This window comes from Actinomycetospora sp. ABD4_176, assembly GCF_056311855.1.
Genome location: NZ_CM149974.1, coordinates 3,598,493 through 3,614,242 on the forward strand (window position 1 = coordinate 3,598,493; position 15,750 = coordinate 3,614,242).

Annotated in this window: 12 protein-coding genes; 2 read left to right on the forward strand and 10 right to left on the reverse strand. The window is 74.6% G+C overall.

The window, feature by feature from the left end; genetic code table 11:
* Positions 1-44: 44 nt before the first annotated feature.
* The 3 genes from topA to ACYX4T_RS17525 form a co-directional block, all read right to left on the reverse strand.
* The gene (gene topA, locus ACYX4T_RS17515) at positions 45-3,110 is read right to left on the reverse strand and encodes a type I DNA topoisomerase (protein ID WP_476010574.1); all 3,066 of its coding nucleotides are present in this window, start codon (positions 3,108-3,110) and stop codon (positions 45-47) included.
* A 205-nt stretch (positions 3,111-3,315) separates the two neighbouring features.
* A complete protein-coding gene (locus ACYX4T_RS17520; RefSeq protein ID WP_476010575.1) occupies positions 3,316-4,278 on the reverse strand; it encodes a hypothetical protein in 963 nt (320 codons plus the stop codon).
* A gap of 136 nt (positions 4,279-4,414) precedes the next feature.
* The gene (locus ACYX4T_RS17525; protein ID WP_476010576.1) at positions 4,415-6,733 is read right to left on the reverse strand and encodes a sodium-translocating pyrophosphatase; all 2,319 of its coding nucleotides are present in this window, start codon (positions 6,731-6,733) and stop codon (positions 4,415-4,417) included.
* A 222-nt stretch (positions 6,734-6,955) separates the two neighbouring features.
* Here ACYX4T_RS17525 and ACYX4T_RS17530 point away from each other — a divergent pair, with 222 nt between their 5' ends.
* Positions 6,956-9,298, forward strand: a complete 2,343-nt coding sequence (locus ACYX4T_RS17530; protein WP_476010577.1) for a DEAD/DEAH box helicase — start codon at positions 6,956-6,958, stop codon at positions 9,296-9,298.
* Between the two features lie 494 nt (positions 9,299-9,792).
* Here the strand turns inward: ACYX4T_RS17530 and ACYX4T_RS17535 are convergent, their stop codons facing one another.
* The 7 genes from ACYX4T_RS17535 to ACYX4T_RS17565 all read right to left on the reverse strand — a co-directional run bounded on the left by ACYX4T_RS17535 (position 9,793) and on the right by ACYX4T_RS17565 (position 14,077).
* Complete coding sequence (locus ACYX4T_RS17535) at positions 9,793-10,437, reverse strand: bifunctional DNA primase/polymerase (RefSeq protein WP_476010578.1); 645 nt, start codon at positions 10,435-10,437, stop codon at positions 9,793-9,795.
* 245 nt (positions 10,438-10,682) lie between these two features.
* The gene (locus ACYX4T_RS17540) at positions 10,683-11,084 is read right to left on the reverse strand and encodes an Rv3654c family TadE-like protein (RefSeq protein WP_476010579.1); all 402 of its coding nucleotides are present in this window, start codon (positions 11,082-11,084) and stop codon (positions 10,683-10,685) included.
* A complete protein-coding gene (locus ACYX4T_RS17545; protein WP_476015299.1) occupies positions 11,081-11,632 on the reverse strand; it encodes a TadE family type IV pilus minor pilin in 552 nt (183 codons plus the stop codon). Before ACYX4T_RS17545 ends, ACYX4T_RS17540 begins: the two co-directional genes overlap by 4 nt.
* On the reverse strand, positions 11,629-11,823 hold the full coding sequence (locus ACYX4T_RS17550) for a DUF4244 domain-containing protein (protein WP_274232874.1): 195 nt from the start codon (positions 11,821-11,823) through the stop codon (positions 11,629-11,631). The genes ACYX4T_RS17545 and ACYX4T_RS17550 overlap by 4 nt, the downstream gene beginning before the upstream one ends.
* 42 nt (positions 11,824-11,865) lie before the next feature.
* Complete coding sequence (locus ACYX4T_RS17555) at positions 11,866-12,576, reverse strand: type II secretion system F family protein (protein ID WP_476010580.1); 711 nt, start codon at positions 12,574-12,576, stop codon at positions 11,866-11,868.
* The gene (locus tag ACYX4T_RS17560; RefSeq protein ID WP_476010581.1) at positions 12,573-13,415 is read right to left on the reverse strand and encodes a type II secretion system F family protein; all 843 of its coding nucleotides are present in this window, start codon (positions 13,413-13,415) and stop codon (positions 12,573-12,575) included. The genes ACYX4T_RS17555 and ACYX4T_RS17560 overlap by 4 nt, the downstream gene beginning before the upstream one ends.
* Positions 13,412-14,077 (reverse strand): ATPase, T2SS/T4P/T4SS family, encoded by a 666-nt coding sequence (locus tag ACYX4T_RS17565; RefSeq protein WP_476010582.1) that lies wholly within the window; start codon positions 14,075-14,077, stop codon positions 13,412-13,414. Before ACYX4T_RS17565 ends, ACYX4T_RS17560 begins: the two co-directional genes overlap by 4 nt.
* Positions 14,078-14,140: 63 nt before the next feature.
* On the opposite strand from ACYX4T_RS17565, the gene ACYX4T_RS17570 reads away from it, so the two are divergent.
* The gene (locus tag ACYX4T_RS17570) at positions 14,141-15,745 is read left to right on the forward strand and encodes a recombinase family protein (RefSeq protein WP_476010583.1); all 1,605 of its coding nucleotides are present in this window, start codon (positions 14,141-14,143) and stop codon (positions 15,743-15,745) included.
* The last annotated feature ends 5 nt before the right edge of the window (positions 15,746-15,750 follow it).

The window sequence follows — 15,750 nt, forward strand, 5'->3', positions numbered from 1 at the left end:
GCGGGGCGGAGCCGTGCCCCTCGGAGCACGGTCCCGCCGCGGGCTCAGGTCGTCGGCGTGCCGCGCTTCGAGCCCGAACCCGACGTCGACGTCGTCTTCTTCGCGCCGGTGGACTTCGCGCCCGTGGACTTCGTGCCGGTGGACTTCGAGCCCGCCGCCTTGGAGCCCGCGGACCTGGCCGGAGCCTTCTTCGCCGGTGCCTTCTTCGCCGGTGCCTTGGCCCCGGCCTTGGTCGGCTTGGTGCCGTCCTTGGCGCGCTTCTCGGCCAGCAGCTCGGCGGCCCGCTCGTCGGTGAGGCTCTCGACCGCGTCGCCCTTGCGCAGCGAGGCGTTCACGCCCGCGCCGTCGGTGACGTAGGGCCCGAAGCGCCCGTCCTTGACGACCATCGGGTTGCCCGACGCCGGGTCGGTGCCCAGCTCCTTGAGCGGCGGCTTGGCCGCGGCCCGCCCGCGCTGCTTGGGCTGGGCGAAGATCTGCTGGGCCTCCTCGAGGGTGACAGTGAACAGCTTGTCCTCGCTGTCGAGCGACCGGGAGTCCTTGTCCTTCTTGATGTAGGGCCCGTACCGGCCGTTCTGAGCGGTGATCTCGACGCCCGACTCGGGGTCCGTGCCGACCACGCGAGGCAGGCTGAGCAGCTTCAGCGCGTCGTCGAGCGTGATCTCCGAGAGCGTCATCGACTTGAACAGCGACCCGGTGCGGGGCTTCTCCTTGGCGCCCTCGGGCAGCACCTCGGTGACGTAGGGCCCGAAGCGGCCCTCCTTGGCGAGGATCTCGTGCCCGCTCTCCGGGTCGGTGCCCAGCGAGCGCCCCTCCTGCGGGGTCGCGAAGAGCTCCTCGGCCAGCGCCAGGTCGAGCTCGTCGGGTGGGAGGTCGTCGGGCAGGTTCGCCCGCTGCGACTTCTCCTCGCCGTCGGCGGTGACGATCCGCTCGAGGTAGGGCCCGTAGCGGCCGACGCGCACGACGACGTCGCGGCCCTGCTCGTCGGCGAACATCCGCAGCGAGTTGACCTCGCGGGCGTCGATGCCCTCGAGCTTGTCGCCGACGAGCTTCTTGAGCCCGCCCAGGTTCGACATCGACGCCTCGACGCCGTCCGCGCTGCCGGCGGCCGCACCGTCACCGTTGCCGTTGCCGTTGCCGTTGCCGTTGCCGTTGCCGTGCGCGCCGAAGTAGAAGTGCGACAGCCAGGTCTCACGCTGGGCGTTGCCCGCGGCGATGGCGTCGAGCTCGTCCTCGAGGGCGGCGGTGAAGTCGTAGTCGACGAGGCGCCCGAAGTGCTGCTCCATCAGCCCGATCACCGCGAAGGCGATCCAGCTGGGGACCAGGGCCTGCCCCTTCTTCCAGACGTAGCCGCGCTCCTGGATGGTGTTGATGATCGACGCGTAGGTGGAGGGCCGGCCGATGCCGCGCTCCTCCAGCGTCTTCACCAGGCTCGCCTCGGTGTAGCGGGCGGGCGGGCTCGTCGTGTGACCCGACGGGTCGAGGCTGTCCGCGCTCAGCGACTCGCCCTCCGCGAGACGCGGCAGGCGGGACTCGGCGTCGTCGGCCTGCCCGCCCTCGAGCTCGTCGACGGTCTCGACGTAGGCCCGCAGGAAGCCCGGGAACGTGATCGTGCGGCCGGACGCGGAGAAGGTGCAGACCTCGCCGGTGGCGGCCGGGGCCGAGGCCCGGACGGTCATCGTCGTCCCGCGCGCGTCGCGCATCTGGCTGGCGATCGTTCGCTGCCAGATGAGCTCGTAGAGGCGGAACTCGTCGCCGCCCAGCTCTCCTCCGACCTCGCCGGGGGTCCGGAACGTCTCGCCCGCGGGCCGGATCGCCTCGTGGGCCTCCTGGGCGTTCTTCACCTTGCGGGTGTACTGGCGCGGCTTCTCCGCGACGTTCTCGTCGCCGTAGAGGTCGCGGGCCTGGGTGCGCGCGGCGTTGATCGCGGTCTCCGACAGCGTCGTGGAGTCCGTGCGCATGTAGGTGATGTAGCCGTTCTCGTAGAGCCGCTGCGCGGTGCGCATCGTCCGCTCGGACGAGAACCGCAGCTTGCGGCCGCCCTCCTGCTGCAGCGTCGAGGTCATGAACGGCGCGTAGGGCTTGCGCGTGTACGGCTTCTCCTCGACGGAGTCGACCGTGTACTCGCTCGACGCCAGGGCCTCGACCAACCGGCGGGCCTCGGCCTCGTCGAGCGCCGTCACGTCGGTGTTCTTGAGCTGACCCCGGGCGTCGAAGTCGCGGCCCGTGGCCACCCGGGACTCCCCGATCGCGACCAGGGACGCCTTGAAGGTCGGCGTGTTGCCGGTGTCCTGCTGCTGGCCGGTGCGCAGGACGGCGTCGATGCCCCAGTAGCCCGCGGACACGAACGCCATCCGCTCGCGCTCGCGCTCGACGATGACGCGCGTGGCCACCGACTGCACCCGGCCCGCCGAGAGCTTCGGCATGACCTTCTTCCACAGCACGGGGCTGACCTCGTAGCCGTAGAGGCGGTCGAGGATGCGCCGGGTCTCCTGCGCGTCGACGAGGTCCTGGTCGAGGTCGCGCGGGTTGGCCGCGGCGGCCTGGATGGCCGACTCGGTGATCTCGTGGAACACCATGCGCCGGACCGGCACCTTGGGCTTGAGCGTCTCCATCAGGTGCCAGGCGATGGCCTCGCCCTCGCGGTCGCCGTCCGTCGCGAGGTAGAGCTCGTCGACCTCCTTGAGGGCGTCCTTGAGCTCGGTGACCGTCGACTTCTTGTCCGGCGTGACGATGTAGAGCGGCTCGAAGTCGTTGTCGACGTCGACGCCCAGGCGCGCCCAGGACTGGCCCTTGTACTTGGCGGGGACGTCGGCGGCGCCGCGCGGCAGGTCGCGGATGTGGCCGCGGCTGGACTCGACGATGTAGCGCGAGCCGAGGAAGTCCGCGATCTTGCGGGCCTTGGCCGGCGACTCGACGATCACCAGGCGACGGCCGCCGTCGCCCGCCGGGGTCGCGCCGCCGCGACCAGTCTTCCCGCCGCCCCCCGAGGACTTCGCGCCGGACTTCGCGCGCGTGCTCGATCGCGCCGCCGGCCCGCTCTCGGAGGGGGTCGGGGCGTCGGTCGTCGCGCTGCGTGCCGTCGTCGCGCCCTTCGTCGATGCCACGGGCATGCCTCGTCTCGTCGTACCGGTGGCGGACCGCCACTCGCCGCCAGTGTGCCTCACGGTGTCACCCACGCCAGGCGCGACCGGTGGCACCGCCCCCGCAGCGGGGTGGTGACGGCCGCGCGCGGTGCCGCCGATCGCCCCGCGGGCTGGACCGATCGATGCTGGTGACGGGGCCGTCCGGGTGGCCCCGGAGCCGGTGTCGCCGGGCTCACACCGGCCAGACGCCGTCGGCCAGATCGCGGGGTGGGCGACCCACCAGCTCACCCAGACGACCGTGCCGTCGCCGCCCGACGATACGCAGCACCGGCGCGCCGGCCGCACCGGCCAGGGTCGCGCCGAGCCCGGCACGATGACTCGCCGTGAGCAGCTCGTCACCGGCGAGCGGGGCGTCGGGGTCCAGTCCGAGCGTGTAGGCGCGCCCGTCGAGCGTGCCGGCGGCCAGCACCCACAGCCGCAGGCGCGGCCCGTCCAGCTCGAACCCGGGCGGGACGCTCTTCATTCCGCCGCCCGACGTCCAGGCCCGCGCGAGGTCGACGAGGTCCGCGCGGAAGGCCGTGCGGACCTCCGGGCGCCCGTCCCCGGCGCGACCGACCTCCGCCGGGACCCCCCGGCTCCGCAGCGCGCAGCACACCGCGCGCGCCCGCCACCTCGTCACGGGGTCGGGGTCGGGGTCGCACGTGGCCGTGCGAGCGATGCGGCTTTCCTGGCGTTCATCGCCAGGATCGCCACATCCTCGCGGCGACGACACGCCGGCGTCGTCCGCCGGTGGCGGGCGTCGGCCGAGCCGGGCCACGATCTCCTCGGGGTCGAGGTCCAGGAAGGCCAGCTCGTCGGGGTCGAGCTCCGGGCCGGGATCGTCACGGTCCGGGGACTCCTCGGGGTGTCGCGACGACGAGGATGTGGCGATCCTGGCGCTGGACGCCAGCGACGCCGCATCGCTCGCACGCGGCGCGTCGTCCCGCCCGCCCTCGTCGTCGTCCGCGTCCTCCGCCTCGTCCTCGGGCTCGTCCTCCTCGGACTCCGGCTCCGGCGGCGGGCCCAGCACGATCGTCAGCCGCGCCGCCGAGCCGCGGCCGAAGAGCTCGGCGCGTCCGGGCCCGCAGAGCAGGCCCTCGAGATCGCGCAGGGCGCGCGGGTGGGCGTCCGCCGACCAGAACGACAGCTGCCCCACGGCCGCGCAGCGTAGAACACGCGTTCGAACGGACGTGGGAACCACACGGTCCACGTGCGGCCCCGGGACGAGCGAAGGGCCCCTCCGGTCGAGTAGATCGACCGAAGGGGCCCCACGCTGCGTCCTGCCGTGCGGCTCAGGCCTGGGCGGGAGCCGCCGTGTCCTGGTTGGAGTCGGCGATGGCCGTCGAGCGGCGCTTCGACACGAAGATCGCCACCGCGATGCCGATGAGGGCGACGACGGCGATCGTGATGCGGACGGCCGGGTTGGCGTCCACGCCGACCGACAGGGTCACGACGGCCGGGGCGATGAGCACCGAGACCAGGTTCATGACCTTGATCAGCGGGTTGATCGACGGGCCGGCGGTGTCCTTGAACGGGTCACCGACGGTGTCGCCGATGATCGTCGCCTCGTGGGCGTCGGAGCCCTTGCCGCCGTGGTTGCCGTCCTCGACCAGCTTCTTGGCGTTGTCCCAGGCACCACCGGAGTTGGCCAGGAACACGGCCATCAGCGTGCCGGCCGCGATCGCGCCGCCGAGGTAGCCGGCGAGCGGACCGACGCCGAGGCCGAAGCCGACGGCGATCGGGGCGAGGATCGCCAGCAGGCCGGGCGTGGCCAGCTCGCGCAGCGCGTCGCGGGTGCAGAGGTCGACGACCTTGCCGTACTCGGGACGACCCTCACCCGCGCCGCCCCGGTACTGCATGATCCCGGGGATCGACTTGAACTGGCGGCGCACCTCGAACACCACCGCGCCGGCGGCGCGGGACACGGCGTTGACCGCGAGGCCCGAGAACATGAACACGACGGCCGCGCCGATGATGACGCCGACGAGCACGTTCGGGGCGGTGAGGTTGTAGATGTCGGTCAGCGTCTGCCCGGCCTCGGCGTAGGCCTGCGTGATCGCGTCGTTGTACGACCCGAACAGCGCCGTCGCGGCGAGCACCGCGGTGGCGATGGCGATGCCCTTGGTGATCGCCTTCGTCGTGTTCCCGACCGCGTCGAGCTCGGTGAGGATGTCCGCACCGGCACCCTCGACGTCGCCGGACATCTCGGCGATGCCCTGCGCGTTGTCCGACACGGGGCCGAACGTGTCCATGGCGACGATGACGCCGACGGTGGTCAGCAGGCCGGTGCCGGCGAGGGCGACGGCGAACAGCGCGACGAACACCGAGCCCGAGAGCAGGAACGCGCCGTAGACCGCGGCGCCGATGACGAGCGCGGTGTACACGGCCGACTCGAAGCCGACCGAGATGCCCGCGAGGATCACCGTGGCGGCACCGGTGAGCGAGCTCGTGCCGACGTCCTTGACCGGCTGGGTCTCGGTGCCGGTGTAGTAGCCGGTCAGCGACAGGATGACGATCGCGAGCACGATGCCGATCGCGACGGCGGCGAACGCGATGACCTGCGGGTTGCCGGCCGCGGCGAGGTCGCCGATGCGGGCGGCGTCGACGCCGGGCAGCTCGGCGAAGCTCGACGGCAGGTAGGTGAACGCCGCGAACGAGCAGGCCACGATCGAGATGACCGCGGAGATGTAGAAGCTGCGGTTGATCGCGCGCAGCGCGTTCTCGCCCTCGCGGGTGCGGGTGATGAACACCCCGATGATCGCGGTGACGACGCCGATCGCCGGGATGATCAGCGGGTACGTCAGGCCGAGCGTGCCGAAGGCGACCGAGCCGAGGATCAGCGCGGCGACCAGCGTGACGGCGTAGGACTCGAACAGGTCCGCGGCCATGCCGGCGCAGTCACCGACGTTGTCACCCACGTTGTCGGCGATCGTGGCGGCGTTGCGGGGATCGTCCTCGGGGATGTTCTGCTCGACCTTGCCGACGAGGTCGGCACCGACGTCGGCGGCCTTGGTGAAGATGCCGCCGCCGACACGCATGAACATGGCGAGCAGGGCCGCACCGAGACCGAAGCCCTCGAGGACGCGCGGGGCCTCCTCGACGTAGATCAGCACGACGACCGCGGCCCCGAGCAGGCCCAGGCCGACGGTGGCCATACCGACCACGCCGCCGGTGCGGAACGCGATCCTGGCGCCCTTGTCGCGCCCGCCGGGCTCGTTGGCCGCCGCGGCGACGCGGATGTTGGCCTTGGTCGCGAGGTTCATGCCCAGCGCGCCGATGGCCATCGAGAACAGGGCCCCGACGACGAAGGCGATCGAGCGCCCGATCAGCTCGCCCGTACTGGCGGCCGGCAGCGCGAACAGCACCAGGAAGACCACGACGATGAACGGCGCGAGCGTCTTGAACTGACGGGTGAGGAAGGCGCTCGCGCCCTCCTGCACGGCGCGGCCGATGTCACGCATGCCCTGCGTGCCCTCGTCGGCGGCGAGGACCTGCTGCCGCAGGACGAAGCCGACGATCAGCGCGATGACGGCCACCGCCGCCACCACGACGACCACGATGTTGTCGCCGCTGGAGAACGAGATCCCCGCGGCGAGGACGGACGCTTGCATCCAGCCTCCCGGTTGGCACTTCGACGCGCCCGGTCAGGCCGTGCGGCGACCCTCGGCGCGTGATGATCCAGGCCACGACCCGGCACGGCGGGTGGTGGACAGGTGCCGCAGTGTAGGAGGTAGCCGTCACCCGGTCGCACGGCAGTTCCCCCGTGCCCTGTGAGGTGTGCTTCTTTCTCGAACGAGAGCAGGAGGGAAGGGCCTGTGTCAGGCTCGGCGTGCGTGGACGACGGACGGGCGCAGGACGTGCTGCGGGGCGGCAGCCGCGGCGCCCAGCTCCTGCGCCGGGTGCTCGCCGGCACCCCTGACGGCGAGAGCCCGCTGACGCACGCCGAGCTCGTCCCCGCCCGCGACGGCACGACGACCGGCTGGCCCGACTGGGTGCCCGGGACCGTGCGCGCGCCGTTCCTGGCCCGGGGTGTCGAGCGGCCGTGGAGCCACCAGGTCGCCGCGGCCGAGCACGCGTGGGCGGGCCGGCACGTCGTCGTCTCGACCGGCACGGCGTCGGGGAAGTCGCTGGCCTACCAGCTGCCGGTGCTCACCCGCCTGCACACCGACCCGCGCGCGACCGCCCTCTACCTCTCGCCGACCAAGGCGCTGGGTGCCGACCAGCTCCGCACGGTGCTCGACCTCGGCGTCGACGGGGTGCGGCCGGCGGCGTACGACGGTGACACGCCGATCCCGGAGCGCGACTGGGTCCGCCAGCACGCGACCTGGGTGTTCTCGAACCCCGACATGCTCCACCGCGGGATCCTGCCGCGGCACGGGCGCTGGACGACGTTCCTGCGCCGCCTGCGCTACGTCGTGATCGACGAGTGCCACACCTACCGCGGCCTGTTCGGCTCGCACGTCGCGCTGCTGCTGCGGCGGCTGCGGCGGGTCTGCGCGCGCTACGGCGCCCACCCGACGTTCGTGCTGGCCTCGGCGACGGTGTCCGAGCCCGCGGTCTCGGCGTCGGTGCTGACCGGCCTGGACGTGTCCGAGGTCACCGACGACGGCTCACCGCGCGGGGCCCGGGCGGTGGCGCTGTGGGAACCGCCACTCCTCGAGGAGATCACCGGCGAGAACGGGGCGCCGGTGCGCCGGTCGGCGGGCGCGGAGACGTCACGGATGCTGGCCGACCTGGTGGTGGAGGGTGCCCGCACGCTCGCCTTCGTCCGGTCGCGGCGCGGGGCGGAGCTGACGGCGCTCGGGGCGCGGCGCGTGCTCTCCGAGGTGGACCCGGCGCTGGGCGAGCAGGTCGCGGCCTACCGGGCGGGCTACCTGCCCGAGGAGCGGCGGGCCCTGGAGCAGGCGCTGCTGTCCGGGTCGCTGCGCGGGGTGGCCACGACGAACGCCCTCGAGCTCGGCGTCGACATCGCGGGCCTCGACGCCGTGGTCGTGGCCGGGTTCCCCGGGACGCGGGCGTCGTTCTGGCAGCAGGCAGGGCGGGCCGGGCGGTCGGGTGACGACGCGCTGGTCGTGCTCGTCGCCCGGGACGACCCGCTGGACACCTACCTCGTGCACCACCCGCAGGCGATGCTCGGCGCTCCGCTGGAGCGCTGCGTGCTCGACCCCACCAACCCGTACGTGCTCGCGCCGCACCTGGCGTGCGCAGCGTCGGAGATCCCGTTGACGCGCGACGACGTGGCGGCGCTGGGCGGGGCGGCGGCGCTGGCGGTCGTCGACGACCTGGTCGCCGAAGGGCTGCTGCGCCGGCGGCGCGGGGGGTGGTTCTGGTCGCACCCCACCGACCGGCCGCACGCCGGCGTCGACATCCGCGGGTCGGGCGGCGAGCAGGTCGTGCTCGTCGAGGCGGACACCGGCCGGATGCTCGGCACCGTCGACCCCGGCACCGCGCCCGCGACCGTGCACCCCGGCGCCGTGCACCTCCACCAGGGCGAGAGCTACGTCGTCGACACCCTCGACCTCGACGACGGCATCGCCCACCTGCACGCCGAGGACCCGGAGTGGACGACCCAGGCGCGCACGGTGATCGACATCGCCGTCCTCGAGACCGAGCGGTGCGCGACGTACGGCGACCTGCAGGTGTGCCTCGGGAGCGTCGAGGTGACCGAGCAGGTGGTCGGCTACCTGCGCAAACTCCCCTCGGGGCGGGTGCTGGACTCGAACCCGCTGGACATGCCCGCGCGGTCGCTGTCGACCCGCGCGGTCTGGTACACGCTCTCGGAGGGGGCCCTGCTGGCCGCGGGGCTGGCGCCCTCGCGGTGGCCGGGCGCGCTGCACGCCGCCGAGCACGCGGCGATCGGGCTGCTGCCGCTCGTCGCGACCTGCGACCGGTGGGACATCGGCGGCGTCTCCACCGCGCTGCACCCCGACACGGGCCGCCCGACGGTGTTCGTGCACGACGGGCACCCCGGGGGCGCGGGGTTCGCCGACCGGGCGCACGAGGCCCTGCGCGAGTGGCTCGCGGCCACCCGCGACGCGATCTCGGACTGCGAGTGCCCCTCGGGCTGCCCGTCGTGCGTGCAGTCGCCCAAGTGCGGCAACGGCAACGACCCGCTCGACAAGGCCGGCGCGATCCTCGTCCTCGACGCGGTGCTGGGGCGGCTGGCGGAGGGGTGAGCCCTCGGGGGCTGCCGGGGTGGTCGGCGGGGCCCAGGCGCAGCGAACGCGCTGTTCGTAGCGCTAGAAGCAGCGAACGGCGCGTTCGTGTCGTCGGGCCCGGCAAGCTCGGCTCCGTGAGCGGGGACTTCGCGCGCGTAGAGGCAGCGAACAGCGCGTTCGCTGCACCGGGGAGCGAGGGGGTGGGCTACGCCGCGGGTCGGGGGTTCTCCGGCCCGACCCGCGGCGAGGTCTGGGACGCCGCAGGCCGGGGAGATCGTCGACCCGGCCTGCGGCGCCGTTCGGGGCGGCGGTGGGCGCGCACTGCTGCGCTGCCCACCGCCGCGAGGTCCTCCCTGTCCCGGAGCGGCGGCCGGTCGCGACGGGTGCACCGGCGCGTCGGCGTACGGAGTGTCCGGTGGGGCGGCGGACGCGCGGCCGGCGTGGCCTCGCTGGTCCGGCGTCGCCCCGAGGGGGACCGTTTCTCTGGAGTTGTGGAGGTGTCGCGTGGGGCGCTAGGAGCGCACCCCGGTCGCGACGGTCGCGAGGCGGTAGGTCGACCCACCGCCGGCGACGGCCGGGCGCTGGGCGACGGCCTCGGCCAGCGCGTCCTGCACCCGGAACGGGTCGGGCAGGTTCCAGCCGCACGCCGACGGGCGGACCCGCCAGTGGACCGAACCCTGCGGGAAGGTCGAGGGCGGCGCGGCGAACCAGCTGCCGCGCCCGTGCAGGACGATCCCCGCGCGCTCGGCGAGATCCGGGCGCAGCGGCTCGCCCGCGCCCACCGGGAACAGCCACTCGCCGGTCGGCGTCGCGGCGATCGGCACCGGCACCCCGACCGCGCGGAGCACCGCGGCGGCACGGCGACCGACGGTGGCCGGCACCTCGAGCACGTCGAACGTCAGCCCGGTCGGCAGGAGGATCGAGTAGGGCAGGCCGGTCCACCACTCCGCGATCTGCTCGCAGTCGGTGGACGCGCGGCGGGCCCAGTCGTCGAGGACCGGGCACGGCCCCTCCTGCGACGCGTCCGGGCAACCGCTCCACGACTCGCCCTGGGGGAACGTGCCCGGGACGACCGCCCACCCGTGGTCAGCCAGGACCATGGCCTCCGCGCGGAGCTCCGTGCCGTAGACGGCTCGATAGCTGTCCCACCACTGCATCGGCTTCCTCCTGGACCCGGTTCTCTGTCCCGGTGTGCTGTGACCAGTAACGGCATGCGTACGGCGCTTCGCCACCCGTCATCGCCCATCGGCCGTGATCACACGTTGAGCGTGACCGTCGGCCCCGCTCAGCGGGCGAGCGCGCGTCGAGCACCTGGCGGGAGCGCCGACGCCCGAACGAGTCGCCGCTCACCCGGGGCGGCGCCCCGCTCGTCCCGGGACACCTACTCCCCGGTCGCTTCGGGTCACCGGACGCCGCCGCTCGGGGTGCCACGAGCGGTGACGGGGCCCGCGCGGGCTCGCCCGGTCGCGTCACCGGACACGCTCGGGAGGCAACCGCACCGGGTGGACGTGCTGACGACCACCGACCAGCCCTCGACCGAGCAGGCGACCAGCCGGGCGTCGTTGCGCTGCGCGACATCGCCGGCTCGCGCGCAGGCCACGTCCGCCCCGCGGACGGCCTCGCGGGCGCCGGCGAGGGCCGCGAGGTCGGCAGCCGCCTCGGCCCGGTGCCGCGCGAGCGTCGCGGCGCCCAGCTGCAGGCCCAGGCCCAGGAGGAGGACCAGGACGCCGACCGCGGCCGCCGCCAGGACGGTGGCCGAGCCGGCGTCGGCGTCCGCCCGCCGACCGCCCGCCGTGCCGCTCATCGCGGACCGCCCGGGGTGGCGCCCTCGCGCGACAGGGGCGGTGTCGGCAGGGGCTCCGTGACCGGGGGAGCGGTCGGTACCGCGGCGGTGCCGGCCGGAGCGCCGCCCTCCGTCCCCGCACCGGCACCTGCGGCGACGGCGTCGGCGTCCGTGCCGGCCTGCGGGCCATCGCCCGGCGCTCCGGCGAGCGGGTCCGGGCCCTCGCCGGGGGCGACCGGCGAGGGCTCGCGGCCGGCCAGCGCCCCGGCGCCGACCCGCACCCCCGGCAACGCGGAGCCCAGCGGCGCCGCCCGGACCCGCGCCACGACGTCGTCACCCGCCACGTCGACCGTCACCTCCGACCCGCCGGGCAGCAGCCGCGCCGCCGCCCGGCGGGCACCGTCGAGGTCGCCCCGCGCCCCGAAGCGCGCCGCCTCGGTGGCCGCGTCGACACACCGCAGCTGCAGCACCACCGCGCCCATCGCCGCGAGGACGACCGCGAGCACCACGACGAGCGTGCCGACGGCGAACGCGGCCTCGACGGTGACCGATCCGGCGTCACCCGTCAGAAGGTGCTCGTCAGCGCCCGCTGCACGATCGCGGTCAGCGCGCCGATGATCGAGTCGCCGGTGACCACCGTGTAGAGCAGCGCGCCGAAGGCCGCGGCGGCGATCGTGCCGATCGCGTACTCGGCGGTGGACATGCCGGCGTCGTCGTCGCGCAGGTGCGCCAGCCGGTCCCGGAACGTGGTCGTGCTCATCGCGTTCTCCTCTCCTCCCACGCCCCGGCGGGGCGTGCGGCCTCATCGCTGCTCCAGCAGCGGGCCGGCGAGCCCGACGACCACCGGGACGATGCCCAGGGCCAGGAACGCCGGCAGGAAGCACAGGCCGAGCGGCCCGGTGACGAGCACGCCCGCCCGCTCCGCGCGGGCCTCGACGGCGTCGGCCGCCTCCGCGCGCAGGTCGGCGGCGACGGCCTCGACGACGTCGGCGACCGCGGCGCCGCTGCGCGAGGAGCGGCGCGCGGCGCGGGCGAGCCGCACCGTGTCGGGCTCGGTGAGGGCGGGCGCCCAGGCGGCGGCCGGGTCGGAGCCCAGCGCCACGAGGTCGGCGACGTGACCCAGGGCCTCGCCCACCGCCTCGGGCAGGGCCGGCACGACCGCACGGGCCGCGCGGTCGAGCGGCAGCCCGGCCCGCAGGCACGCGGCGAGCTGGTCCCACGCGCCGGCCAGCCCGAGCGGGTCGGGGCGCGGGCGTGCCCGGTGTGCCCGCCACCGCGGCAGCAGGACGACGACCGCGACGCCGCCGACGACCCCGAGCAGCGCGACGGTCGCAGCACCGCCCGCCCCCGCCGCGAGTCCGGCGGCGACCAGCGCGAGCCCCGGCGCGAGGCCCTCGCGTGGAGGCCGGCGGGCCACGGCGGGCGGGGCGGTCCGGTGGCGCGCGGTGACGGGTCCGGGGGCGACGACCAGGGCCGCCGCCAGCGCCAACAGGGCACCGGCGAGGGCGCTCACCGGGCCACCCCCGCGACGATCCGCTCGGTCCACGCCAGCCCGGCGCACACGAGCCCGACCCCGACGACGAGCAGCGCCTGTCCGAGGAGCCCGCCGGTCAGCACCGCCCACGGGCGCGCTCCGATGCCCTCGCCGAGCAGCACCCCCAGCACCGGCAGGCCGGCGAGCACGGCGGCGGTGGCCCGCGGGCCCGCGAGGCGCGCCCGCAGCCCGCCCGCCATTCGCGCGCGGCTGCGCAGGTCGTGGGCGACCGCGCCGGCCGGCCCGGCGAGGGCGATCCCGTGACGGTCGGCGAGCGCCCAGGCGGCCGCGAGCCGCTCGAGGTGCGCGGACACGTCCGGCTCGCGTGCCCGGGCCGCCCGCAGGGCCGCGGGCACGTCGCCGCCGAGGTGGGCGGTCGCGCCGAGCAGGGTCATCACGCGCGCCGCCGTGGGGTGGGCATCGGCGCCCGCCGAGGTGGCCGCGGCGGCCGGGGGCGCGCCGGCACGGACCTCCGCGGCGAACGACGCCAGCGCCTCGGCGAGCCCGGCGGTCGCGGCCGTCCGCTCGCGCTCGGCGCGGGCCGCAGCGCGGTGACGGTGGAGCGTGGCGGCGAGCACCAGGGCCGCGAGCGCGCCGCCCGGCCCCGCGACCGCCAGCCCGGCCGCCGGCGCGACCGCGAGCAGGACACCGCGCCGGCGGAGGAGGGCCGCCGGGGCGAGGCGCGGGGAGCTCCGCCGCTCCCGGCGGACCACCCGCACCGCGGCCACGGGCGCCGGCCAGCACACGAGCGCGGCCGCCAGGAGGCCCAGCGCCGGCGCGGTGCCGGCGCCGACCTCGGCGGCGGGCACGGCACTCACGCCGGCTCCCGGTGCAGCACCGCCACGCCGGCCGCCACGGCCACGGCCCGGGCCGGGCGACCCGACGCCGGCGCGGGCTCCGGCGGACCGGGGTCCGGCGGCGCGGGGTCCGGCGGGCCGGGCGCGTCCTCCCACGGGGGCGCCACGCCGCGCTCGCGCAGCATCGCCGCGAGGTCGGCGCGGCCGACCGCCCAGCCGTCGCTGCGGGTCCACGCCGGCACCACGACGACCTCGCCCGCCCCGTCACGGCGTCGCAGCACCCCGACCGCGTCGAGCGTGCGCGCGCCGTCCCGTCCCCGGCGGACCTGCAGGACCACCTGCACCGCCGCCGCGAGCTGGCTGTGCAGCGCCGCCGGCCCCAGCCCGCCGAGCGCCGCGAGCGCCTCCAGGCGTGCGGGCACCTCGCGCGGCGCGTTGGCGTGGACCGTGCCGGCCCCGCCGTCGTGGCCCGTGTTCAGGGCGGCGAGCAGCTCGACCACCTCGCCACCCCGGACCTCGCCGACCACGAGCCGGTCGGGCCGCATCCGCAGCGCCTGGCGCACGAGGTCGCGCAGCAGCACCTGCCCGGCGCCCTCGACGTTGGGCGGCCGCGACACCATGCGGACCACGTGCGGGTGCACCGGTCGCAGCTCCTCGGCGTCCTCCAGGGATGCGGAGTACACCGCCTACTGAGAGGGTGCCCGCCGATGCCGCAGCGAGCCTTGATCCTGCTCCGCCTGTCCCGCATGACCGACGCGACGACCAGCCCGGAGCGGCAGCTCTCAGACTGCGAACGCTACTGCGAACAGCACGGCATGACCGTTGCCGGGGTCGCCGAGGATTGGGACGTCTCCGGGTCTGTAGACCCGCTCCAGCGGACGGGCGCGGGGCCGTGGCTCCGGGATCGGCTTGCTGAGTTTGACGTGGTGGTGGCCGCGAAGCTCGACCGCATTGGCCGTAACGCCGGGCACATCCACGCCCTCATGTCTTACCTACAGGAGCACAGCAAGTCGCTCGCTTGCGCGAACGATCCGATCGACATCGGCAGCCCGATGGGTCGAATGATCGTCTACATCATGTCGACCGTCGCGGAGATGGAGCTGGACACCATCAGCGGCCGGAACGCGTCGGCCGCTCAGTACAACATCGCGGAGGGGAAGTTCCGGGGCGGCACGGTCCCGGCGGGCTACCGGCCGTACAAGGACGCTGACGGCGACTGGCGGCTCATCCCGGACGAGGACGGGCTGGCCCCGGTGGTCCGGGAGATGGTCCAGCGAGCCGCCGACGGAGAGCGCGCGTCCGCGATCGTCGCCGACCTCACCGCCCGGGGCGTCCAGACCCCGAAGGACCGGCAGGACGAGCTGAACGGCCGGGCCCCGAGAGGACGGCCCTGGCGGCTGTCCAACTTCCGTCGCCTGATCCAGTCCCCTACCGTCATCGGGCAAGCGGTCTACCGCCCGGTCGTCACGGACGAGAACGGCAAGCCGGTTAAGCGGAACGGCGCCAAGCAGTACGGGCCTGAGCAAGTCGTCTTCAAGGACGGGGAGGCGCTGGTCCGGGCTGAGCCGCTTGTCTCCCCGGAGGTGTTCTACTCAGCCCGCGACGCCATCGAGAGCCGCACCCACGCCAAGAACCAGACTCGCCGCGCCACCGAGGCTGCGTTACTCACCGGCGTTCTCTACTGCGGACGGTGCGGGGGCCGGATGTACCGACTCGTGCGCAAGGACCGGAAGGACCACTACCGCTGCAACTCGACGCAGCACGGGAAGTCCTGCGGCAACGGAAACATGATCTGCGAAACGCTCGATGCGGAGGTCACGCGAGAGCTTTTCGATCGCCTCGGCCACATCCCGCACGTAGAGCGGCGATACGTCCACGGCACGGAGAGCGGAACGACGATCGAGCAGATAGACGCGGAACTCATGTCCTACACCAGCGCTGTCGGCCGGTTCCCGGCCAACTCTCCCGCGTACAACGCGATGATGGAGAAGGTCGACGCACTCTCGGCCAAGCGCCGTGAGCTGGAGGCTCAGCCGCAGACGGCGTCCGGGTACCAGTACGTCCCGACCGGCCAGACGTTCGGCGAGTACTGGGAGAGCCTGACGACGGCAGAGCGCAATGACTTCCTCCGGGATAATGATGTGCGGGTCGTGTTCGCCCGCGACCCCGGGACGGAGCCAACATGGTCAACGGATTTCCGTGGTCTCCTCGGCATGATTGAAGCCGTGTATCCCGGTCACGTGGCAGACGTTCGAGACAAGCTCCACGCGGCCGGGCTTGACGGAGAAGACCCGCTCGCCATCCTCGCGACCGTCGACCGGCAGGGCTCGTCCGAGGAAGGGGTCGGCTAGTCGCC